Raw genomic sequence first — 21,469 nt, forward strand, 5'->3', positions numbered from 1 at the left:
TTACCGCGGCGACATCAGCTCGGCCGCGTCGGCCGGCACGTAGGCGGCGTCGTGACCGAGATCGATCTGCTTGTTGTCGGCGTCGACGAAGACCACCCGCGGCTGATAACTGCGAGCTTCGGCGTCCTCCATCGTGCCGTATGCGATCAGGATCACCAGATCGCCCGGATGCACCAGATGTGCTGCTGCGCCGTTGATCCCGATCACTCCGCTGCCGCGCTCACCGGTGATCGCATAGGTCACCAGGCGCGCTCCGTTGTCGATGTCCACGATCGTCACCTGCTCGCCTTCGAGCAGGTCGGCGGCATCCATCAGGTCGGCGTCGATGGTGACCGAGCCGACGTAGTGCAGATCGGCTTGAGTAACCGTCGCCCGGTGGATCTTGGATTTCAGCATTGTCCGTAACATCAATTCCTCCAGGGTAATTCGTGCTCGTCGTACTCGACATCACCGGGGCCGGACGGCAGTCCGATGTCGATGGCGATGTTGTCCAGAAGTCGGGTTCGTCCGAGCCGGCCGGCGACCAGCATGCGTGCCATACCCACCGAGGGTGCGGGTCCCAGCATCGGGTCGCGCACCTCCAGGTAGTCCAGGTCGATGGCCGGCACCTCGTCGAGGACGGCGCGGGCCGCGTCCAGTGCGGTCGTCGCCCCCTCGCCTGCCGCATACATGCCCGCGAGCAGCGCTGCCGAAAGTGCCCCCGCCTGTTCGCGTTCGACGTCGTCGAGGTAGCGGTTGCGTGACGACATCGCCAGACCGTCGGGTTCGCGAACGATCGGTACACCGACGATTTGTGTGCCGACGTCCAGGTCCAGCACCATCTGCCGGATCAGCGTCAGCTGTTGGTAGTCCTTCTCGCCGAAGAAGGCGCGGTCCGGGTGGACGATGTTGAGAAGCTTGAGTACGACGGTTAGCACGCCGGCGAAATGTGTTGGGCGCGCTGCACCTTCGAGTTCGGCGCCGAGCGGGCCGGGGTGAACGGTGGTGCGCATGCCGTCGGGATACATGTCCGTCGCCGTCGGCGTGAAGACGATGTCGACGCGTTCGTCGCGCAGCGCGGCGAGGTCGGTTTCGACTGTGCGCGGGTACGCGTCGAGGTCCTCATTCGCGCCGAACTGCAACGGGTTCACGAAGATCGACACCACCACGACCGCACCCTGGACTCGTTTCGCCGAACGGATCAGCGTGAGGTGGCCCTCGTGCAGCGCGCCCATCGTCGGAACCAGCATGATCCGGCGGCCGGTCGCCCGAAGCGCCCTGGTGACGTCGGAGACGTCCCGCGGCGATGAGTAGATGTTGAGTTCGCCCGTGCTGAATTGGGGCTTTCCGGTGGTGATCATCGGACATCTCCAAGCACTGCGAACACCTCGTCGGGGGCATGAGCACGCTGCGCGGTACGCAGGGAGTTGGCCCGATATGCCTGTGCGAGTTGAGGATCCACTTCTGTCAGCGCCTCCAGATGACGGGCGACCGCTTGGGCGTCACCGCGCGCCACCGGACCGGTCAGGGCGCCCTGGCCGCGCACCAACGCGTTCTCGAGCGAGGCCCGCGCCAGCGGACCGACGACCCGCTCGGCGATGCCGCCGGGTGCCTCGCCGACGATCTCCTGCCCGAGAAGTTCCTGGCCCCACAGCGCGGAGCGCAGCGCCTCGACCGCGTCGAGCGCCACGGTGACGAGGTGGTTGCTCACATGCGCCAGCGCTGCGTGGTACAGCGTCCGGGCGTCTTCACGGATGCGGAACGGTTCGCCGCCGATCTCCAGCACCAGCGACTGGGCGATCGCGTAGCCGATCTCGTCGGCGGCGGTGACCCCGAAGCAGGCCTCGGACAGGCGTGCGATGTCCTCGTCGCCTCCGGTGAACGTCATGGCCGGGTGAATGGCCAGCGGGATGCAGTCCTGTGCGGTCAGCGGCGCCAGCACGCCGATGCCGTTGGCCCCCGACGTGTGCGCGACGATCGTGCCCGGACGTACCGCTCCCGTCGCGGCGAGCCCGGAGATCAGTCCCGGCAGTGCCGCGTCGGGCACCGCCAGCAGCAGAAGCTCGGCTCGGCCGGCGACCTCATCGACAGGCAGCACTGCGGTGTCGGGCAGGCGACGCTGCGCGCGCTCGCGTGACGCGTGCGATATGGCGCTGCACGCGACGACGACATGCTCGGCCCGTTCCAAGGCGACGCCGAGCGCGGTACCCACTCGACCAGCGGAAATGACGCCGATCGTGAGCCGCGCAGGGCGGAATCCGTCAGAGGGGGTCCCCATGAAGTCCATGAAGTCGACCTCGCTGAATGTCGAGAGTTCTTCGTTCCGGTCCTGCCATGCGGGTACCGGACGGTCAAGAAAGCCTAACTCACTCGTCGCGGCGCCGGCGACGGCCGCCCCCGGACGGGGTCGCTTGCAACCGCGCGAGCAGGTCGGCCACCGACTGGCCGCCGGTCGCTTCATCGTCGGAACTGCGATGACGCCGCGAGGTGGGTGGTTCGGGCTCGGCCTGCGGCGGCGGCTCAGAGGATTCGGTGGCCAGGGCCGGCGACGGCGCGGGCCTGCCGGGGTCGACGGACTCCGGGGGAGCCGAATGCTTGCCGCGCCGCGGCGGCTCGGGCGGCGGCGTCGACATTGCGGGCTGCGGATGCGCAGCGTCGGCTGCGGGTGCGCGCCGTCGGCCGACGTACTCGCCGGGGGCGGCGCTATCGGCGGGCCCCTGCTCGGTCGGGGGCGGCGGCGCGGTCGGCGGCGGGGGCGCTTGTGGCGGTATCGGCGACACCCAGTTGCTGCCCGGCGTCCCTGGCGGACTCCACCGTCCCTCGGCAGGCGCGGGCCGCCATTCGGATACGGGCGCGGGTTCGGGGACCGGCGGCGGTGGTGGCGGTGCCTGCGCAGGCTCTGGCGGCTTCGGGGGCTCCTGGGCTGTCGGCCACGTGAATTGGGTGGTGCGTTCGTTGTCCGTGGGCGGCGGTACCGGCGACGCCGGCGCGTGCCTGCGGTGCGCTCCGCCCGAACTCGCGGGCGGCATCCACTCGTCCTGGGGCGGATGCGGTTCCTCCGGCACGTCGATGATCGGGCTCTCATCGGTGTGGTAGTCGGCGTCGTCGCGATCCTCGGTGTCGATGCGGCTGGCTGTGACCCGGCCCGCGGTCTCGGGGGTTGGCGACCACTCGAAGGACCCGGCGGTGGATCGGTCGTGTTCGAGCGCGGGCCGATGCGACAGGTCGGCGTCGAACAGGATCTCGAGGTTGGCGCGCAGCGCGGCCAGCTCGGCCCGGAGGCCCGCCACCTCGTCGGCGGCCTGCGCGCGAATTTCGGAGACCAGCTCACGGCGCAGTTGCGTCTCCACCGACAGCTCGTACTCCCGGCGTGCGGAGATCTCACGATCGAGTTGCAAGTCGTAGACGAGCTTGAGGTCACGGACCTTTGCCTGGTCGATATCGCTCTGTCTGCGGTAGATGACCGATACGAAGGCCGCCACCACCGCGGCCCAGAGCGCCAGAATGACCGCGAGTTTCAGCAACTCCACCCGATCGGTGAAGACGAGGGCCGAACTGGACCCGATGGCGAGCACCAGCAACACCGTCAGCAGCACCCAACCCGGTCGGCGCGCGCTGCGCCGAGGCCTGGCGCTGCGTGCCGGTTCGGTCATGGGGCGACTGTACCGCCACAGGTCACTCAGCGTGTCGACCTCTCCGGCGATTCGGCTGGTACGCCTCGAAACCGGTTACTCCGTTGCGCCGTCAGGGTTGTCGGGCGGTTCCGGCGGAGACTTGCAGCAATGCTGCAACCACAGCGCGGCAGCCACCAGCGCGAGGGCACACACAGCGGCGACCACCGCGCCCGCGGTGTCCTCGCCCGCGACTCGCAAAGTCGAGCGCCTCGGCAACAGGTACGCGAGCACGCCCAGCCACCAGCCGAGCACCACCGCGCCAACCCAAGCCGAGGCCTTGGCGATGGACACGGTTCGGGCGACCGCAAGGGGATGCAACCAGCCGGGACCGTCTCCGATGTGCCCCTCGTTGATCTTGGCCCTCACATGCCAGGCCCAGCCCGCCTCCGCGACCGCAACCAGCAGCAACGACACCCCGGACAGCAAGGTGATGGGCGGAAAGAACCGGTACAGCAGGAGCACGAGCAGATAGGCCGCCACCGCAGCAATCACAGTCGCGGCGGTGAGGTCGCGCTTGCGGGTGGGACCCATCAGCTCAGCGTCGAGTCGGTCAACCGCACCCCGTCGCGGTCGGCCGGGTCGAGTTCGGTGATCAGTTTCTCGACCGACCGCCGCTCACCCGCAACGGTCAGGACGGCTGCGGGATCGACGGCGAGCCACGGTACGAGCACAAACGCTCGCTCGTGCGCCAGCGGGTGCGGCAACGTCAGCTCGTCATCCGCCGACGTGATCTCGCGACCGCCGTCGCTGCACATGACAAGGTCGACGTCGAGAGTGCGGGGGCCCCAACGTTCGTCGCGGACGCGGTCGGCGGCGCGTTCGAATTCCTGCGCGCGACGCAGCCACCCGCGGGCATCCAAGCCGGGGTCGTCCGCGATCACCACCGCGTTGAGGAACGCGCCCTGCTCGACGCCGCCCCACGGATCGGTCTCGTACACCGGTGACACCGCGCGCACCGCGCCGCCGAGGCCGTCGACCACCGACTGCAGTCGCGCGAGCCTGTCACCCAGGTTCGACCCGATGGACAACACGATTGAGGTCATGGGTTGCCCCGTCCGCTGCGCCGCGACCGCCGCGCCACCACCGCCACATCGGCGAAGTTCAGCGGGATCGGTGCGGCCGGCTTGTGCACGACCACCTCGACGGCATGCACCCGTTCGTCGGACATCACGCCATCGGCGATCTCCCCGGCAACCGTCTCGATCAGGTTGCGCGGCGGCCCGGCGACGATGTCGGCGGCGCGCCGCGCCAGCTCCCCGTAGTCGAGGGTGTCGGCAAGATCGTCGCTCGCCGCCGCGGCGGCGAGGTCCACCCAAACGGTGACGTCGACGACGAAGTCCTGGCCGTCGCGGCGCTCGTGCTCGAACACTCCGTGGTGACCACGAACGGTCAACCCGCGCAGCTCGATTCGATCAGCCACGCCAGGCCTCCAGCACCTTGACCGCGTCGACGGACGCCCGCACGTCGTGCACCCGTACCCCCCATGCGCCGTACAGGCCGGCGAGCGCGGAGATGACAGCCGTCGCCGTTTCCCTGCCGTCGGGTGGGCGCGGCGCACCGTCGGAACCGGCGAGCAACGAGCCGAGGAAGCGCTTGCGGGATGCGCCGACCAGCACGGGCACCCCGGTTCCGACGAACTCGGGCAGCGCTCGAAGCAGCGCCCAATTGTGTTCTGCGGTCTTGGCGAAGCCGAGTCCGGGATCGATGATCACGTTCCCGGGATCCACCCCCGCGGCCACCGCGGCGTCGACACTGGCCATCAGTTCGTCACGAACCTCGGCGACGACATCGCCGTAGGCGGGCACGTCATGCGGTCGGGCAGATCCGACCGAGCGCCAATGCATCAGCACCCACGGAACTTTCGCGTCGGCCAGCAGCGGGGCCATGCCCGGGTCGGCCCGGCCGCCGGACACGTCGTTGACGATCTGCGCGCCGTTCTCCAGCGCGGCCTGCGCCACCGCTGCGTGCATGGTGTCGATACTGACGGTAAGGCCTTGTCCGGCAAGCTCTTTGATTACTGGCACCACGCGTGCCGTTTCGACCTCCGAATCGATGCGGGTAGCCCCCGGGCGCGTCGACTCACCACCGACGTCGACGATCGCTGCACCGTCGGCCGCCAGCGCCAGACCGTGGGCGACGGCCCGGTCCCGGTCGAGGAACAACCCGCCATCGGAGAAGGAGTCGTCGGTGACGTTCACGACCCCCATGACCCGCACCGGTGGATTCACTTCCGCAGGATGAGATCCAGTGCTTCGGACCTGGATGCGCTGTCGGTCTTGAACTGTCCGCGCACCGCCGACGTGGTGGTGATGGCGCCGGGCTTACGGACGCCGCGCATCGCCATGCAGAGGTGTTCGGCCTCGACGACGACAATGGCTCCGCGCGGGTTCAGCTTGCGCATCAGCGCGTCGGCGATCTGCGCGGTCAACCGTTCCTGCACCTGCGGCCGCTTGGCGTAAAGGTCAACCAGCCGTGCGATTTTCGACAGCCCGGTGACCCGGCCGTCCTCACCGGGAATGTATCCCACGTGGGCCACGCCGTGAAACGACACCAGATGGTGCTCGCACGTCGAGTACATCGGTATCTGTTTGACGAGCACCATTTCGTCGTGCTGTTCGTCAAAGGTGGTGTCCAGCACCGTGTCCGGGTCGGTGTACAGACCGGCGAACAACTCCTTGTAGGCGCGCGCCACCCGGGCCGGGGTGTCTTCGAGACCGTGGCGGTCAGGATCCTCGCCCACCGCGATCAGCAACTCCCGGACGGCCGCCTCGGCGCGCGGTTGGTCGAATTCAACTGGTTTGAATTTGACAGAGTTGTTCTGGGACTGCGTCATTGAAGCCTCCTATGAACCCGTGGGGCGCTCAGCCCTACGGGTTGTGCCTGCCGTTCTCCTGCCCCGACTCGTCGTTGGGGTTCGGTTGGCCGCCCTGCGGGGGGTAGCCGGGCTGCGGGTAGGGCTGCTGATACGGCGGATAGGGGTTGTGCCAGCCGGACGGATTGGGTGGCGGCGGATACCAGTAACCATGCGGCTGCTGGTGCGGTTGCTGGTTCGGCGGCTGCTGGTTCGGCGGCGGGGGCCAGCCCGGAGCGTGCCAGCCCGCGGGAGCGCCGTAATCGGGTTGCGTCGGCGCGCCGGTTCCGTTGGCACCATTGCCATTCGCGCCGTTGTTGCCCGCTTCGGCAAGTTTGGTGGCTTCGGCAGCCTGGCTCGCCTGCGCGATCGCGGTCTTGAACGCGGGCTCGGGCACCGGCTTCGGCCACGGCTCGCCGCGTTCGATCGCCAGCTCGCCCGGGGTCTTGATGGGCGGCTTGTCGGAGGGGACACGGCCACCGAAGTCGTCGAACATGGTCAGGCGCGGCCGCTTCTTGACGTCCTCGAAGATGGCCTGCAGCTCGGCGCGGTGCAATGTCTCCTTCTCGAGCAACTCGCCGGCGAGGATGTCGAGCACGTCCCGGTACTCGGTGAGGATCTCCCACGCTTCGGTGTGCGCGGCCTCGATCAGCTTGCGCACCTCGTCGTCGATGATCTGCGCGACCTCGTGGCTGTAGTCGGCCTGCGTGCCCATGGTGCGACCGAGGAACGGGTCGCCATGTTCGGTGCCGTAGCGGACGGCGCCGAGTTTGGAGCTCATTCCGTACTCGGTGACCATCGCGCGGGCGATCTTCGTGGCCTGCTCGATGTCGGACACCGCGCCGGTGGTCGGCTCGCGGAACACCAGCTCCTCCGCGGCGCGTCCGCCCATCGCGAACACCAGTCGGGCGATCATCTCGGAGCGGGTCATCAGGCCCTTGTCGTCCTCGGGCACGGACATCGCGTGCCCGCCGGTGCGGCCGCGCGCCAAGATGGTCACCTTGTAGATCGGGTCGATGTCGGGCATCGCCCACGCCGCCAGAGTGTGACCGCCCTCGTGGTAGGCGGTGATCTTCTTCTCGTGCTCGCTGATGATGCGGCTCTTGCGGCGAGGCCCGCCGACGACGCGGTCGACAGCCTCCTCGAGCGCGGGGGCGGTGATGATCGAGCCGTTCTCACGGGCGGTGAGCAGCGCGGCCTCGTTGATGACATTGGCCAGGTCAGCGCCCGACATGCCGACGGTGCGCTTGGCCAGCCCGTCCAGGTCGGCGTCCTCGGCGATCGGCTTGCCCTGCGAGTGCACCTTGAGCACTGCGCGCCGACCAGCCAGATCAGGACTGGAGACCGGGATCTGGCGGTCGAAGCGACCAGGCCGCAGCAGCGCCGGGTCCAGGATGTCGGGCCGGTTGGTCGCCGCGATCAGGATGACGCCCTGGCGTTCGCCGAACCCGTCCATCTCGACCAGCAACTGGTTCAGCGTCTGTTCACGCTCGTCGTGTCCGCCGCCCATGCCTGCGCCACGCTGGCGCCCGACGGCGTCGATCTCGTCGACGAAGATGATGCACGGGCTGTTCTGCTTGGCCTGTTCGAACATGTCACGCACCCGGGAGGCGCCGACACCGACGAACATCTCGACGAAGTCCGAGCCGGAAATGGTGAAGAACGGCACCCCCGCCTCACCCGCGACCGCGCGCGCGAGCAGCGTCTTACCGGTGCCTGGCGGGCCGTAGAGCAGCACGCCCTTGGGGATCTTGGCGCCAAGGGCCTGATACCGGGTCGGATTCTGCAGGAAGTCCTTGATCTCGTAGAGCTCCTCGACGGCCTCGTCGACACCCGCCACGTCGGCGAAGGTGGTCTTGGGCATGTCCTTGGACAGCTGCTTGGCCTTCGACTTGCCGAAGCCGAACCCCATCCGGCCGCCGCTCTGCATGCGGGAGAACATCACGAACAGGCCGACGAGCAGCAGCAGCGGCAGCAGGTAGATCAGTAGTGAGCCGAGCATGCTGCCCTGGTTCACGACCGTGTTGATCTTGGCGTTCTTGGCGCTCAACGCGTCGAACAACTGCACCCCGTAACCGGTGGGGTACTTCGTGATGATCTTGTCGCTGTTCTCGGTGTCGTTGTTCCCGCTCTTCAGCTCCAGCCGAAGCTGCTGCTCACGGTCGTCGATCTGTGCGCTCTTGACGTTGTCACTGCTGATCTGGGAAATCGCCACCGAGGTGTCGACGGGCTTGTAGCCGCGAGTGTCGTCACTGAAGTAGTAGAAAGACCAACCCAGCAACAACACCACCGCAATCACGGTGAGCGTGCGGATCACATTTTTCCGGTTCATCGAATGTCCGTCGTCGACTTCCTCTAAGCGCAGTCAGAAATTTCAAGGCTACCGCTACACCAACGAACCAAGGTTCCCGCCGGTCCTCATATTCGTTTCCGGCGAACGTGGGTTACCCGCACACTTCCTTCGCTCGAGGCGTGCATCAACCCCACATTCGTCGCAACACAGACCTGTGCTTGGGTGATCACGTGCCGACCGCGACGCAGAGATTCGTCGACACCAACGGTGTGACGCTTCGCGTTCTCGAAGCCGGCGAGCGCGGTGCGCCGCTGGTCGTACTCGCCCACGGGTTCCCTGAGCTCGCGTATTCGTGGCGGCATCAGATCCCAGTCCTCGCGCAGGCCGGATATCACGTGCTGGCACCCGACCAGCGGGGTTATGGAGGTTCGACCAGGCCCGACGCCGTCGAGGACTACGACATCCACGCGCTGACCGGCGACCTGGTCGCCCTGCTCGACGACGTGGGCGTCGAGCGGGCGGTGTTCATCGGCCACGACTGGGGCGCCATGGTCGTCTGGCACACCGCGCTGCTGCACCCCGACCGCGTCGCCGCGGTGGCCGGGCTCAGCGTGCCACCCATCCCCCGCGCCCGCGCCCGCCCGACGCAACGCTGGCGCGAGAAGTTCGGCGAGGACTTCTACATGCTGCGCTTCCAGGAGCCGGGCGTCGCCGACGCCGAGATGGAGGCCGATGTGGCCGCCACCATGCGGGGAATGTTCGCCGGACTGATCTCCGGGGACGACGCTGCGCTGCCCGACTGGATCAGCGCCGACGAATTCGAGCACTACGTGACGGAGTTCGGCAGGACCGGGTTCACCGGGGCGCTGAACTGGTACCGCAATTACGACCGCAACTGGGAGACGACGCCGCAGCTGGCCGGCGCGCAGACCACCGCGCCCGCGTTGTTCGTCGGCGGTACGGCCGATCCGGTCGGCCCGACGATGAACCCCGCGCGCGCCCGTGAGGTCGTCGCGGGGCCGTACACCGAGGAGTGGATCGAGGGGGCCGGCCATTGGGTTCAGCAGGAGCGGCCCGACGACATCAACCGAATCCTGTTGGCGTTCTTGCGTGACGTGGAGCAGCCATAGGTGCGTCGAGCCTGACGGTAGGGTGCTCGTCATGCCGATCGCCGCGAGCGCGAAGTTGCCCCTCCGATTGCTCGTCCTCGCCGCGGCGGGACTGGTTGTGACGCTGTCGGGTTGCGATGCGACGTCGGGCCCGACGGCTGCGCCGACTGCGGACTCCGACGTCCGGCAGGTCACCGTCGCGGGGTCCGGCGAAGTCAAGGGCACGCCGGACACCTTGAACGTCAACGCGTCGATCGAGGCCATTGCACCCGACGTCACCGGAGCGATGAACCAGACCAGCGATCGTCAGCAGGCGGTGATCAACGCACTGGTCGACGCGGGGGTCGACCGCAACGACATCAGCACCAGCCAGGTGAGCCTGCAGCCGCAGTTCGCACCGACCACCGACAGCACCACCATCTCCGGTTACCGGGCGAGCAACACCATCGACGTCAAGATCCGCCAGCTCGACGCCGCATCGCAGGCGCTGGCGCTGATCGTCAGCACCGGCGGCAACGCCACCAGGATCAACTCGGTGAACTACTCGATCGACGACGACTCCCAGCTGATCCGCGACGCCCGCAGCCGAGCTTTCAATGACGCCAAGGACCGGGCCGAGCAGTACGCACAGCTGTCGGGTCTCACCCTGGGCAACGTGATCTCGATTTCGGAGGTGGCGGGAACTTCGCCGCCCGTGCCGATGCAGCGTGACTCCGAGATGGCGATGGCCGCTCCCGTTCCGGTCGAGCCGGGTCAGCAGACCGTAGGTTTCAGCGTGACGGTGATCTGGGAGCTCACCTAACCCGCGGGAGCGATGTCGACCGGGATCCCGTTCAACACCGCGGTGCCCGACAGCGGGTCGAGCCGGTTGCCCGCGTTGAGCTGATTGACGTTGACGCCGGGGTCGCGGGACGCGACTTGGAGGCCGGTGCCGCCGCGGTCGTGACCCCACCCGTGCGGTAACGACACCACACCGCGCCGCATACCGTCGGTGAGCTCGATCGGGGCCAGCAGTTCCCCACCGGGGCCCTTCACCACCGCGGTGTCGGTGAGGCCGAGTTCGGCGGCGTCGTCGGGGTGGATCCGCAGCGTGCACCGATTGCTGCCGCCCGCGAGTGCGGGCACGTTGTGCATCCAGCTGTTGTTAGATCGCAGATGCCGTCGTCCGATGAGCACGAACCGGTCGGCGCGGCGGTCGAGTGCCTCCCGCAGCCGCGCCGCCTCCTCGACGAGCAGCGGTGGCGCGAGTTCGATTCTCCCCGTTGGCGTTCGCAGTACCTGGGTCAGGCGCGGCTGCAGCGGCCCCAGGTCGACACCGTGCGGGTTCGCCCTCAGCCGCTGAAGCGTCAGACCGTCCGGGTTGGTGCCGAACGCGTCGCCGTAGGGCCCGAGCCGCAGCATCATGTCGAGGCGGCGCTCGTATCCCGGTCCTGGCGCGAGCATCGCGGTCAGTTCAGCCACATCGCGACCGGCGACCGGTGAGGTCGGGTCGGCGGTCTCCTTGGCCAATGTCGTTGCGATCACCTGATCGTCGACGGCGCCGGGATCGGCGTCGACGCCTGCGCCGAACAGCGCGAGCGCGATGCGCGACAGGATCTCGGGCTCGTCGGGCCGACCGTCGGCGGCCAGCACGGGCGGCGAGTAGCGCGCATTGTTGCGAACCGCGAGGTTGTTGAGCGCGAAGTCGAAATGAGCGGTCTGCGACGGCGGCGGTGGCGGCAGGATGACGTCGGCGTGGCGCGTCGTCTCGTTGAGGTACGGATCGATGCTCACCATGAAGCCGACGCGCTCCAGCGCGCGGTCGAGGCGATCGCCGTCGGGGGCCGACAGCACCGGGTTGCCCGCGATCGTGATCATCGCCTTGATCTGTCCGTCGCCGGGGGTGTCGATCTCCTCGGCGAGCGCAGCGGCCGGGAATTCGGACAGCGCCTCGGGATAGCCCGACACCCGGCTGTGCCAGCGGCCGATCGCGAAGCCGCGGCCGGCCTTCGGCGGGCGCGGCGCCTGCGCGGTCGGACCCAGCGGGAACATCGCTCCGCCGGGACGGTCCAGGTTGCCCGTCAGCACGTTGATGACATCGACCAGCCAGCTGCCGAGCGTTCCGAATTCGACCGTGGACGTGCCGATGCGGCCGTAGACGGCGGCGGTCGGGGCGGCTGCGAGTTCGCGGGCCAGCGCGCGGATCTCGTCCGCGGTGACACCGCAGTATTCGGCGACGGTGTCCGGCGCGAAATCGACTGCGACGGTGCGGACATCGTCGACGCCGTTGACATGGTCGGCCACCGTGCCGAGATCGACCAGGCCCTCGTCGAACAACACGTGCACGACCGCGAGCATCAGTGCGGGGTCGGTACCGGGGCGGGGCGCGATGTGGCGGTCGGCGAGTTCGGCGGTGCGGGTGCGGGCGGGATCGATGACGACGAGTCTGCCGCCGCGCTTACGCAGCGCGCGCAGTTTGCCGGGGAAGTCGGCGGCGGTGGCCAGACTGCCGTTGGACACAAGGGGATTCGCGCCGATGACGACGAGGTAGTCGGTGCGGTCGAGATCGGGAACGGTGAACGCGACAGGGCTGCCGAACATCAGACCGAGCGCGACGTGCTTGGGCATCTGGTCCAGCGTGCTGGCGGAAAACACCTGGCGGGTGCCGAGCGCGCGGATGATCACCGGCGGGTACAACGAGCCCGCGATCGTGTGCGCGCTGGGGTTACCGAGGTACACCCCGACCGACGTGCCGCCGTGCTCACGGATGACCGCGCCGAGTCCGTCGGCGACCGCGGCGAACGCCTCGTCCCAGGTGGCTTCCGTCAGCACCCCGTCGCGCCGGACCAGTGGCCGCGCCAAGCGGTCGGGGTCGTTGTCGAGTTCGGCGAAGCTCGCCCCTTTGGGGCAGATGAAGCCGTGGCTGAAGACGTCCTCACGGTCGCCGCGGGCGCCGACGAGCTTGCCGTCGTCGATCGTGAGGGTCAGGCCGCAGGTGGCCTCACACAAGGGGCAGACCCGAAGGGCTGTTTCGGTCATGCCCAACATCTTGCGCCGACTACAGGTCTTCGTACACCTTGGGGTCCAGCGTGCCGATGTAGGGCAGGTCGCGGTAGCGCTCGGCGTAGTCGAGGCCGTACCCCACGACGAATTCGTTGGGGATGTCGAAGCCGACGTAGGCGATGTCGACGTCGGCGCGCACGGCGTCGGGCTTACGCATCAGCGTGCACACCCGCAGCGAACGCGGATGGCGGGTCGCGAGGTTGCGCAGCAGCCAGGACAGCGTCAGACCGGAGTCGACGATGTCCTCGACGATCAGCACGTCGCGGTCGTTGATGTCGCGGTCGAGGTCCTTGAGGATCCGCACCACACCCGACGAGGACGTCGACGACCCGTAGGAGCTGACGGCCATGAACTCGAGCTGAGTTGGCAGCGGGATCGCCCTGGCCAGGTCCGTGACGAAGAAGACGGCGCCTTTGAGCACGGTGATGAGCAGAAGATCCTGACCGTTCTCGGCGAGGGTGTCGCGGTAGTCATCGCCGAGTTGCCCTCCGAGCTCAGCGACCTTCGCCTGGATCTCCTCCGACGAGAGCAGCACCGACTTGATGTCGCCCGGGTATGACTCGGTGGTTTCCGCCACGTGCACAGCGTGCCATGTTTCACACGGGCTCGGTGTGCAGGGTCAGCATCCCATCGCGGCGGCCCGCGATCAGCCGCCTGCTGCGTAACGGTGACCCCACCGCCACGCCGCCCTGTCCGCGCCATGCCGTGACCAGGGTGTCGACCCCGCGAATCTGCTTGTCGGTCAGACCGCTGGCGCCGCCGGCCAGCAACCAGCCCCGAATCACCCTGCGCCGAACGGCCTCCGGCAGGTTCACCAGACGAGCGGTGTCGAGGCCGCCTTCGGTCGACAACCCGGACAGCTCGCGGTCGGCGAGCGCGTCGAGCGTGTCGCTGTCCTCGCGCAGTGCCGCCGCGGTGCGGGCCAGCGCCTGGGCGACGCCACCGCCGAGCACGTCCTCCAGCAAGGGGAGCACCTCGGCACGCAACCGCACCCGGGTGTACCGCCGATCGGTGTTGTGCGGGTCCTGCCACGGCGTCAGGTTCAGCTCGTCGCACGCCGCGTGTGTCACCTCGCGCCGGACGCCGAGCAGCGGGCGGTACCACGGTGGGTCGTGCGGACGCATGCCGGCGATGGAACGGGCACCCGATCCGCGGCCGAGGCCGAGCAGCACGGTCTCGGCTTGATCGTCGAGCGTGTGCGCGAGCAGTACGGGCGCGTCGCCCCGCGCGGCGTCCAACGCCTCATAACGTGCGGTGCGCGCGGCGGCCTCGGGCCCACCGGCCGTCCCCACCTCGACGCAAAGAACTTGAGCGTCAACACATCCCAGCGACAGCGCTCGTTCCCGCGCCGTTTTCGCCACCTCGTCGGAGCCGGCTTGCAGTCGATGATCGACGATCAGCGCCGTCGTCGGTTTGACCTTCGCCGCGGCAGCCGTCAACGCCAGGGAATCGGCACCCCCGGACAGCGCCACACACCACCGCGGATCGGCGGTCGCGTAAGCGCGGGAGAACGCCGTGACGGCCGCATGCAGCGCGGCTACAGGACTCTGTCGATCCACCGTTGTGGCTTGTCGATTTCCAGAGGCAGCGGCAAGGTTTCAGGACTGGACCAGACCGCGTTGAACCGCGTCATCCCGACCCGGGACACCACGTGGTCGACGAACGCCTTACCGCGGGTGTACTGGCTGAGCTTGGCGTCGAATCCGAGCAGCGCCCGCATGATTCGCTGCAGCGGCGGCTGTTTGCGTTGGCGCCGTTCGTCGAAGCGCCGCCGGATCGTCGCCACGGACGGCACCACTTTGGGCCCGACCGCGTCCATCACGTGATCGGCGTGGCCCTCCAGCAGCGTGCCGAGCACGAGCAGTTGGTCCAGCGCTTTGCGCTGCGGTTCGGCCTGCACGGCCCGCATCAGGCCGATCATGCCGGACGAATTCGGTTCCGTTTCAGCGTCAACCACATAGTCGCGCCGGCTGCGCAGATAGCCGGCCAGCCTGCCCACCATCTGTCCGATGTCGTCGCCGGCGTCCTGGGTGAGTACCGCCAGCGACTGCGACATATGGTCGGCCAGCCACGGATTGGCCCGGAACTGCACCCGGTGGGTGACTTCGTGCAGACACACCCACAACCTGAAATCGCTTGGGTCAACCCGCAATTGGCGTTCGACACCGATGACGTTGGGATACACCAGCAGGAGCTCACCACCGTCGCCACCGAACGGGTCGTACTGACCGAGGATGCCCTGCGACACGTAGGCGAGCACCGCCCCGGTCTGCACACCGGTGATCCGGCCGCCGATGAAACTCTTGGGTTCCTCGGTACCGCCGGTCATCACCCGCATCGAGTTCGTTGCCGCCTTGATCCACTGAGGACGGTCGACGATGCGAGCTTCGGGGATCGCGCCGCCCTCGATGAGCCCGGTTACCTCACGCACCGGCACCTCGGCGTTGCGGGATGACTCCGTGAGTTGGTCGATCACCTGGCGTCGGGTGTAGTCCGAGGCGTCCGGACCCGGCCGCACCAGCTTCTGGCCGACGTCGGCGGCGAACTTCCAGTCGACGGCGTGGCCGACGCTGAGCGATGTGGAGGTACTCATGCGCTGCACCCGCACTTCCGCATGGCCGCGGCCAGCGTGTCCAGGGCGACGCGGCCCGTCGGCCCGGCGTCGTTGGAGATGAAGGCGAAGGTGAGCACCCGTCCACTGGCGTCGGTGATGATGCCCGCCAACGAGTTGGTGCCCGTCAGCGATCCGGTCTTGGCCCGTAGGAAACCGGCGGCCGACCGGCCCGCATCGGTGTCGAGATAGCGGTTGGACAGTGTGCCGCTGCCTCCCGCGATCGGCAGCGTTTCGACCAGCGGCCGCAGCCTGGGTTCGGCGCTGCCCGCGGCCGCGTTCACGACCTCGTCGAGCGTCTCCGCGGTCAGCCGGTCGTCGACGGACAGCCCGCTGGAGTCGAAGAGCCTGGCGTTGGTGGTGTCGATCTTGGCGTCGTCGAGTTCACCGAGCACCGCCTGCACCGCACCGGCGAAACTCTGCGGAAGCCCGACCTCGGCGGCGATCTCCCGGCCGATCGACTCGGCCATCACGTTGTCCGATGCGTTCATCATGTCGCGCAGGCGATCGATGAGCGGGGGCGACTGTACCGACCCGATCTCCTGGCCGCCGCGCGCGGCGCCCGGCACCACCGTCACCTTCCTGGGGTCGACGTCCAGCGCCGCCGCCAACGCGCGACCGGCATCCAGCGCCGGCGTCTTGGAGCGGGTGGAATCGACGCTCACCGGTTGGGTGCGGCCACCGTCGAGCATCACCGATTCCATCGGCGCGATGTCTCCGCCGTCGATGTCCAACGGATCCCAGCCGGGCGCCATCGTCGGGCCGGTGTAGGCGCTCACGTCCACCTGCACCGAGGTGGGCTCGATTCCTGCGTCCTCCACCTGTTCGGCCAGATCGCTGATGCGCGCGGCATCGCGATACCAGGTCTCCTCGTCCGGGGCGGCGGCGGACAGCGTCTGGTCACCGCCGCCTTTCAAAACGACGACGCCGACCTTGTCGGTACTGAAGACGCGGGTGATCAGCCGGTCGTCGCGGTCGAGAGCGAGCAGCGCCGCAGCGGCCGTCAGCGTCTTGTTGGTCGACGCGGGCTGCATCGGCACGTCGGCGCCCTGTGCCCACAATTCGGCGCCGGTGATCGCATCGCTGATGCGGCCGGTGAACTTGCCCAGGTTCGGATCGGCCAGCGCGGGCGCGAGCACAGCGGCCAGCCGGTCGGGGGTCGGCTTGGGGGCCGAATCGGCGACGGGCACGATGCCCGGGTTCGCGGTCGCCGCCGCCGGCGTCGGCCTGACAGCCGCCGCGTCGGGTGAACCCCCGCCGCTCAGCAGGGCCGACACCGCAACGACGACGGCGACAAGTACCAGCACCGCCGCGGCGATCAGCGCGTGGGTGGACCGCCTCCACGTGGTTGGCCGCATAGCTCAGGGTATCCGCTGGCCCCGATCAAGCCCGCCGGCGGCGTGACGGCGTGCGTCGTGCCTCCCCGAGTAGGTGGCGAGAATCCTGGGCGGTTTAGGGTGATGCCGTCCCCAATACCGCAGCACAGGGCAGGAAGGCGCCGCCGTGGAGTTCGACGTAGTCATCGAGATCCCGAAGGGTTCGCGCAACAAGTACGAAGTGGACCACGACTCCGGGCGGGTGAAGCTCGATCGCTACCTGTACACCTCGATGGCCTACCCGGCCGATTACGGCTTCTTCGAGAACACGCTCGGCGAGGACGGCGATCCGCTGGACGCGCTGGTGTTGCTGCCGGAGTCGGTGTTTCCGGGCTGCATCGTCGAGGCGCGGCCGGTCGCGATGTTCCAGATGACCGACGAGGCCGGCGGCGACGACAAGCTGCTGTGTGTGCCCGCCGGCGACGGCCGCTGGGACCACATCCAGGATCTCGAAGACGTGCCCGCATACGAACTCGACGCGATCAAGCACTTCTTCGTGCACTACAAGGACCTCGAGCCGGGCAAGTTCGTCAAGGCCGCCGACTGGGTGGGACGCGAAAAGGCCGAGGCCGAACTGAAGGCCTCGGTCGAGCGGTTCAAGACCGCCGGTCACTGATATTTTTCACCGCCGTAACACGCGGTAACCCGGGCGTACCCTGCGCCTCCGATGATGACGCTGTGTTGATGCATCAGGGGATCGGCCTGGAGGCGTTCAACGCCATGCCGATGCGGCGCGCGGTGCATGCCATCTACGAGTGCTGCTACAGCGTGCCGCTGGCAGCGGATTTGTGCCGTGGTCGGCCATTTGCCAACCACGACGAACTCTTCCGGTCGGCCGACGCGCTGCTGTTCGGGCTCTCCGAGGAGTCGATCGACACGATCCTGCAGGCCTACCCCGACATCGGACGCAGGCCGGGCAGCGAGAAGTCAGCGGCCGAGCAGTGCGCCATCTGGTGCGATCAGCCCGAGGTGATGGCCCAGCTCGGAGAGGCCTCGGAACGCTACCTGGCGCACTTCGGCTTCGGCTTCATCATGTTCGTCAACGGATACACCGCGCAGGACGTGCTGTCGACGATGTCGGACCGGCTGCACAACGACATCGAGACCGAACGCAAGGTCGTGCGCAACGAACTCGCCCGCATCAACCGCACACGTCTCGAGCGCATGCTGGGCCCCGAGGGCGGCTACGACAACTGGTGACGCTCGAGCGCGCCGAAACGAGTTGCCGGGCAGGCCAATTGACGCGGGGGTGCTAGACCCCCTGCCAGTCCTTGATCGCCGTGTCCTGCTTCTGCCCGAGCTCGGTCACGAAGTCCGGCGGCGCAGGATCGTTTGGCGGACCGTCGAACTCGATGGTGGTGGCCACGTTGCCCTCGGTGAACGACAGCACCGTCACCGAATCTGGCCCGCCCATCGACGTGCCGGAGACCATCGTGCCGCCGGTGCCCACCTGCGCGGGCGCCGACGTCGGATTGGCGACGTCGGCTGCGGCCCCGGCGAGCGATCCCGTCGCTTCCTGAGCGCTGGGGAAGATCAGGATGGTGGTCGTGATCTGCCGGGTGCCGCCTTCGCGGTGGACGTACCTGGCCGAGACGCCGCGCTGTCCGTTCGGATCGATGTCGAAGGGGTCAGCACTGTACGCCTGCGAATCCGTGATGAGGTTCGGATCGACCGGCAGCTGGCTGTAGTCGTTGGGTTGCGCTGCGGCAGAACCCAATCCGCCGATGGCGGCCGCCACCGCCACAGCAGCGAAAACGCCCCCGACCGTCGCACACACGTTCCGCCTCAGCATGGGTAGCACGCCCATCCGCGCCATCCGTCGCGCCAGAACCAGCCGGGCCCGCAACCCATGCTGCCGGTGGTGCCGTAGCAGTCCAGCGCCTGGACGCGAGGGCCCGCGGGCACCGAAGGCTGAGTGTGGGTGGTGGTGGTGTTGACCGATGCCGCTCCGGCTACTGGTGTTGCCGTCAGCACCGGCGCTGAAGCGAGCGCGGCCACGGCGACCGCCATCGTGAGTCTGTGCATCTCCGCTCCCCTCGACGTTGACACTCGGGTAAGCCGAAGGTACCTCTCCGACGCAATGGCCACTTCGCAATTGCCGGAACAAATCAGAGGCTGACACCGCATGATGTTCCGATGCATGAAGTACTGCAGGGCTACTGTGATCCGCGCTTCGACAAGGTCGCCGAGGCGCTCGCCGACGAAATCACCCGGGGTGAGGAACTCGGCGCATCGATCGCCGTTGACATCGACGGCGAGTACGTCGTCGACATTTGGGGCGGCCATGCGGACCGCGCCAAGACCGTGCCGTGGTCCGAGAACACCATCGTCAACTTCTGGTCGTGCACGAAGACAATCACAGCACTTGCGGCGTTGATGCTCATCGACCGGCGCCTGCTCGATCCCTACGCTCCCGTCGCCGAGTACTGGCCGGAGTTCGCCCAGAACGGCAAGCAGGACATCGAGATACGTCACCTCTTGGCCCACACGTCGGGGGTGTCTGGATGGGATATGCCCTTCGACGTCGACGACGTCTACGACTGGGAGAAGTCGACCAGCCTCCTCGCTGGGCAGGCGCCGTGGTGGGAACCGGGTACGGCTTCGGGCTACCACGCGATCAACTATGGGCATCTGATCGGTGAGGTGATCCGGCGAATCAGCGGCAAGACTCTCAAGGCTTTCGTTCGCGAGGAGATCGCCGGTCCACTCGACGCGGACGTCCAGATCGGCGCCCGCGCCGAGGACGACCCGCGCATCGCCGAGCTGATTCCGCCGCCGCCTCTCGATCTGCCGTACGACGCGTTGCCCGCGGACCACCCGATGCTGAAGACATTCGCGGCGTTTCGGGCTGCCCCGGACTTCGCAGCGATAGCCGAGACCACTGCGTGGCGCCGGGCGGACATCGGGGGCGCGAACGGGCATGGCAACGCCCGGGCACTGGCCCGCGCGTTGTCGCCGATCTCGTTGGGCGGTAAGGCAAACGGCGTTCAGCTACTCAGCCCGGCAACCATCGACTTGATCTTCGAGGAGCAATCCAACGGCGTCGACCAGGTGCTCTTCACGCCACTACGGTTCGGTATCGGCTTCGGACTGCCCACTCCGGACAGCGTTCCCGCCGTTCCCGAGGGCAAGATCTGTTGGTGGGGAGGGTGGGGCGGTTCGGCGATCGTGATGAACCCCGAACATCGGGCCACGTTCGCTTATGTGATGAACAAGATGGGTCCCGGCACGGTCGGTACCGACCGAACGAACCGGTACGCGCGCCTCTTCTACGAGGCGTTGGCCTGACCTCGAATCGCCGGCCGGTCGGGCCTGGCGATCAGTGCGAATCCACCGATTTCTCGGTTGCCTCCGGCGCGGTGCCCTTTCCGGTATCGCCGGTCTCGGCCACGCCGTCGCTGCCGTTCTTCACGTCGTGCACGCGCGTCTTGTACAGGCTGGCGACGGTCGTGATGAGCAGCGTCACGACGATCACGCCGAGGCTCGCCAACGTCGGGATCTCGGGCACCGGCACATGCTCACCACCGTTGATGAACGGCAGCTCGTTCTCGTGCAGCGCATGCAGGATCAGCTTCACACCGATGAACGCGAGGATGATGGCCAGGCCCTGCGACAGGTAGACCAGCCGCTTCAACAGGTCGCCGAGTAGGAAGTACAGCTGACGCAGACCCATCAGCGCGAACACGTTCGCCGTGAACACCAGGTACGGCTCGCGCGTCAGGCCGTAGATCGCGGGGATCGAGTCCAGCGCGAAGAGCAGGTCGGTGGTGCCGAGAGCAACGATCACCAGGAACATCGGCGTCATCAGTCGCTTGCCGTTGTCCTTGATCCACATCTTCAGGCCGTGCCACTCGTCGGTCAGGCTCAGATGCTTACGTGCGAAGCGCACCACGAAGTTCTCGGCGTCGTCGTCGTGGTCGGTGTCGCGGACGAGCGTGATCGCGGTGTAGACCAGGAAAGCGCCGAATGCGTAGAAGATCCACGAGAACTGGTTGATGGCCACCGCGCCGAGCGCGATGAAGATGCCGCGGAAGATCAGCGCCAGAATGATGCCGACCAGCAGTGCCTGCTGCTGGTACTTCCTCGGCACGTTGAAGCTCGCCATGATGATCAAGAAGATGAACAGGTTGTCCACCGACAGGCTGTACTCGGTGAGCCAGCCCGTGAAGAACTCCAGGCCGAACTGGCTGCCGTGGAAGAACCACACCCAGATACCGAAGCCCACCGCCAGCGTGATGTAGATGGTGAGGTAAGTCGCGGTTTCGCGCCTCGACGGTTCGTGCGGCCGGCGCCCGATGATGATGACGTCGAACAGCAGAATCGCGACCGTCACGCCCAGCGTGATGATCCACTCGAGTTGAGAAACGTTCACAAAACCTCCGGTCGCCGCGGCGGACAGCGGATGCAGCCCGAATAACGCCGGAGGTCTCTTCCACCGCATGTCGTACGCGGTCCGCAGCACCGGTCGTCCCATGCGGGTCAACGTGATGACGACGCTGCGGCGAAGGAATACTCCCCTCCGCACGTGATTCTG

At 67.6% G+C, this 21,469-nt stretch carries 23 protein-coding genes; 5 read left to right on the top strand and 18 right to left on the bottom strand.

The annotated features are described in order from the left end of the window. The 10 genes from panD to ftsH all read right to left on the bottom strand — a co-directional run bounded on the left by panD (window position 1) and on the right by ftsH (window position 8,836). Window positions 1-408: an aspartate 1-decarboxylase gene (gene panD / locus G6N36_RS18930; RefSeq protein WP_163690755.1), complete on the bottom strand. Its 408-nt coding sequence runs from the start codon at window positions 406-408 to the stop codon at window positions 1-3. Beyond that, complete coding sequence (panC, locus tag G6N36_RS18935) at window positions 408-1,340, bottom strand: pantoate--beta-alanine ligase (RefSeq protein WP_163688445.1); 933 nt, start codon at window positions 1,338-1,340, stop codon at window positions 408-410. Before panC ends, panD begins: the two co-directional genes overlap by 1 nt. Further along, complete coding sequence (locus tag G6N36_RS18940) at window positions 1,337-2,257, bottom strand: Rossmann-like and DUF2520 domain-containing protein (RefSeq protein ID WP_163690756.1); 921 nt, start codon at window positions 2,255-2,257, stop codon at window positions 1,337-1,339. The genes panC and G6N36_RS18940 overlap by 4 nt, the downstream gene beginning before the upstream one ends. 88 nt (window positions 2,258-2,345) lie before the next feature. Further along, the gene (locus G6N36_RS18945; protein WP_163688446.1) at window positions 2,346-3,632 is read right to left on the bottom strand and encodes a DUF6779 domain-containing protein; all 1,287 of its coding nucleotides are present in this window, start codon (window positions 3,630-3,632) and stop codon (window positions 2,346-2,348) included. A gap of 75 nt (window positions 3,633-3,707) precedes the next feature. Continuing rightward, window positions 3,708-4,184 (bottom strand): DUF3180 domain-containing protein, encoded by a 477-nt coding sequence (locus G6N36_RS18950; RefSeq protein WP_163688447.1) that lies wholly within the window; start codon window positions 4,182-4,184, stop codon window positions 3,708-3,710. Continuing rightward, window positions 4,184-4,696 carry a 2-amino-4-hydroxy-6-hydroxymethyldihydropteridine diphosphokinase gene (gene folK, locus G6N36_RS18955; RefSeq protein ID WP_163688448.1) on the bottom strand — a complete coding sequence of 171 codons (513 nt, stop codon included), beginning with the start codon at window positions 4,694-4,696 and terminating at the stop codon, window positions 4,184-4,186. The genes G6N36_RS18950 and folK overlap by 1 nt, the downstream gene beginning before the upstream one ends. Beyond that, window positions 4,693-5,073: a dihydroneopterin aldolase gene (folB, locus tag G6N36_RS18960; protein ID WP_163688449.1), complete on the bottom strand. Its 381-nt coding sequence runs from the start codon at window positions 5,071-5,073 to the stop codon at window positions 4,693-4,695. Before folB ends, folK begins: the two co-directional genes overlap by 4 nt. Next, window positions 5,066-5,860 (bottom strand): dihydropteroate synthase, encoded by a 795-nt coding sequence (gene folP / locus G6N36_RS18965; protein WP_163690757.1) that lies wholly within the window; start codon window positions 5,858-5,860, stop codon window positions 5,066-5,068. The genes folB and folP overlap by 8 nt, the downstream gene beginning before the upstream one ends. Before the next feature lie 17 nt (window positions 5,861-5,877). Continuing rightward, window positions 5,878-6,486 (bottom strand): GTP cyclohydrolase I FolE, encoded by a 609-nt coding sequence (gene folE / locus G6N36_RS18970; RefSeq protein ID WP_163688450.1) that lies wholly within the window; start codon window positions 6,484-6,486, stop codon window positions 5,878-5,880. A 34-nt stretch (window positions 6,487-6,520) separates the two neighbouring features. Continuing rightward, window positions 6,521-8,836: an ATP-dependent zinc metalloprotease FtsH gene (ftsH, locus tag G6N36_RS18975; protein ID WP_163688451.1), complete on the bottom strand. Its 2,316-nt coding sequence runs from the start codon at window positions 8,834-8,836 to the stop codon at window positions 6,521-6,523. Between the two features lie 191 nt (window positions 8,837-9,027). On the opposite strand from ftsH, the gene G6N36_RS18980 reads away from it, so the two are divergent. Both G6N36_RS18980 and G6N36_RS18985 read left to right on the top strand, forming a co-directional pair. Continuing rightward, window positions 9,028-9,927, top strand: a complete 900-nt coding sequence (locus G6N36_RS18980; RefSeq protein ID WP_170311129.1) for an alpha/beta fold hydrolase — start codon at window positions 9,028-9,030, stop codon at window positions 9,925-9,927. Between the two features lie 31 nt (window positions 9,928-9,958). Further along, on the top strand, window positions 9,959-10,708 hold the full coding sequence (locus G6N36_RS18985) for an SIMPL domain-containing protein (RefSeq protein WP_163688452.1): 750 nt from the start codon (window positions 9,959-9,961) through the stop codon (window positions 10,706-10,708). On the opposite strand, the gene G6N36_RS18990 is transcribed toward G6N36_RS18985, so the two are convergent. Genes G6N36_RS18990 through dacB form a run of 5 tightly spaced genes read right to left on the bottom strand, consistent with a single transcriptional unit; the run spans window position 10,705 to window position 16,917 of the window. Then, complete coding sequence (locus tag G6N36_RS18990; protein WP_163688453.1) at window positions 10,705-12,924, bottom strand: molybdopterin-dependent oxidoreductase; 2,220 nt, start codon at window positions 12,922-12,924, stop codon at window positions 10,705-10,707. The two genes, G6N36_RS18985 and G6N36_RS18990, sit on opposite strands and share 4 nt — an antisense overlap. Window positions 12,925-12,943: 19 nt before the next feature. Continuing rightward, the gene (gene hpt, locus G6N36_RS18995) at window positions 12,944-13,531 is read right to left on the bottom strand and encodes a hypoxanthine phosphoribosyltransferase (RefSeq protein ID WP_163688454.1); all 588 of its coding nucleotides are present in this window, start codon (window positions 13,529-13,531) and stop codon (window positions 12,944-12,946) included. 13 nt (window positions 13,532-13,544) lie between these two features. After that, the gene (gene tilS / locus G6N36_RS19000) at window positions 13,545-14,507 is read right to left on the bottom strand and encodes a tRNA lysidine(34) synthetase TilS (protein WP_163688455.1); all 963 of its coding nucleotides are present in this window, start codon (window positions 14,505-14,507) and stop codon (window positions 13,545-13,547) included. Next, a complete protein-coding gene (locus G6N36_RS19005) occupies window positions 14,486-15,541 on the bottom strand; it encodes an Rv3626c family coenzyme F420 biosynthesis-associated protein (RefSeq protein ID WP_163688456.1) in 1,056 nt (351 codons plus the stop codon). Before G6N36_RS19005 ends, tilS begins: the two co-directional genes overlap by 22 nt. After that, window positions 15,538-16,917, bottom strand: coding sequence for a D-alanyl-D-alanine carboxypeptidase/D-alanyl-D-alanine endopeptidase (dacB, locus tag G6N36_RS19010; RefSeq protein WP_163688457.1), 1,380 nt, complete (start codon window positions 16,915-16,917; stop codon window positions 15,538-15,540). The genes G6N36_RS19005 and dacB overlap by 4 nt, the downstream gene beginning before the upstream one ends. Window positions 16,918-17,062: 145 nt before the next feature. Here dacB and G6N36_RS19015 point away from each other — a divergent pair, with 145 nt between their 5' ends. Together G6N36_RS19015 and G6N36_RS19020 are read left to right on the top strand one after the other, a co-directional pair. Beyond that, complete coding sequence (locus G6N36_RS19015) at window positions 17,063-17,551, top strand: inorganic diphosphatase (RefSeq protein WP_163688458.1); 489 nt, start codon at window positions 17,063-17,065, stop codon at window positions 17,549-17,551. 68 nt (window positions 17,552-17,619) lie between these two features. Then, window positions 17,620-18,135: a 2-oxo-4-hydroxy-4-carboxy-5-ureidoimidazoline decarboxylase gene (locus G6N36_RS19020; protein ID WP_163688459.1), complete on the top strand. Its 516-nt coding sequence runs from the start codon at window positions 17,620-17,622 to the stop codon at window positions 18,133-18,135. 52 nt (window positions 18,136-18,187) lie between these two features. Here G6N36_RS19020 and G6N36_RS19025 read toward each other — a convergent pair whose 3' ends face one another. Together G6N36_RS19025 and G6N36_RS19030 are read right to left on the bottom strand one after the other, a co-directional pair. Further along, window positions 18,188-18,727 (bottom strand): hypothetical protein, encoded by a 540-nt coding sequence (locus G6N36_RS19025; protein WP_235690106.1) that lies wholly within the window; start codon window positions 18,725-18,727, stop codon window positions 18,188-18,190. Beyond that, complete coding sequence (locus G6N36_RS19030) at window positions 18,721-18,960, bottom strand: hypothetical protein (RefSeq protein ID WP_163688461.1); 240 nt, start codon at window positions 18,958-18,960, stop codon at window positions 18,721-18,723. The genes G6N36_RS19025 and G6N36_RS19030 overlap by 7 nt, the downstream gene beginning before the upstream one ends. Window positions 18,961-19,071: 111 nt before the next feature. On the opposite strand from G6N36_RS19030, the gene G6N36_RS19035 reads away from it, so the two are divergent. Further along, complete coding sequence (locus G6N36_RS19035) at window positions 19,072-20,223, top strand: serine hydrolase domain-containing protein (protein ID WP_163688462.1); 1,152 nt, start codon at window positions 19,072-19,074, stop codon at window positions 20,221-20,223. Window positions 20,224-20,254: 31 nt separating this feature from the next. Here the strand turns inward: G6N36_RS19035 and G6N36_RS19040 are convergent, their stop codons facing one another. Next, the gene (locus tag G6N36_RS19040) at window positions 20,255-21,307 is read right to left on the bottom strand and encodes a TerC family protein (RefSeq protein ID WP_163690759.1); all 1,053 of its coding nucleotides are present in this window, start codon (window positions 21,305-21,307) and stop codon (window positions 20,255-20,257) included. Window positions 21,308-21,469: the final 162 nt, after the last annotated feature.

It is taken from the genome of Mycolicibacterium gadium, assembly GCF_010728925.1.
GTDB classification, from domain to species: Bacteria; Actinomycetota; Actinomycetes; order Mycobacteriales; family Mycobacteriaceae; genus Mycobacterium; species Mycobacterium gadium.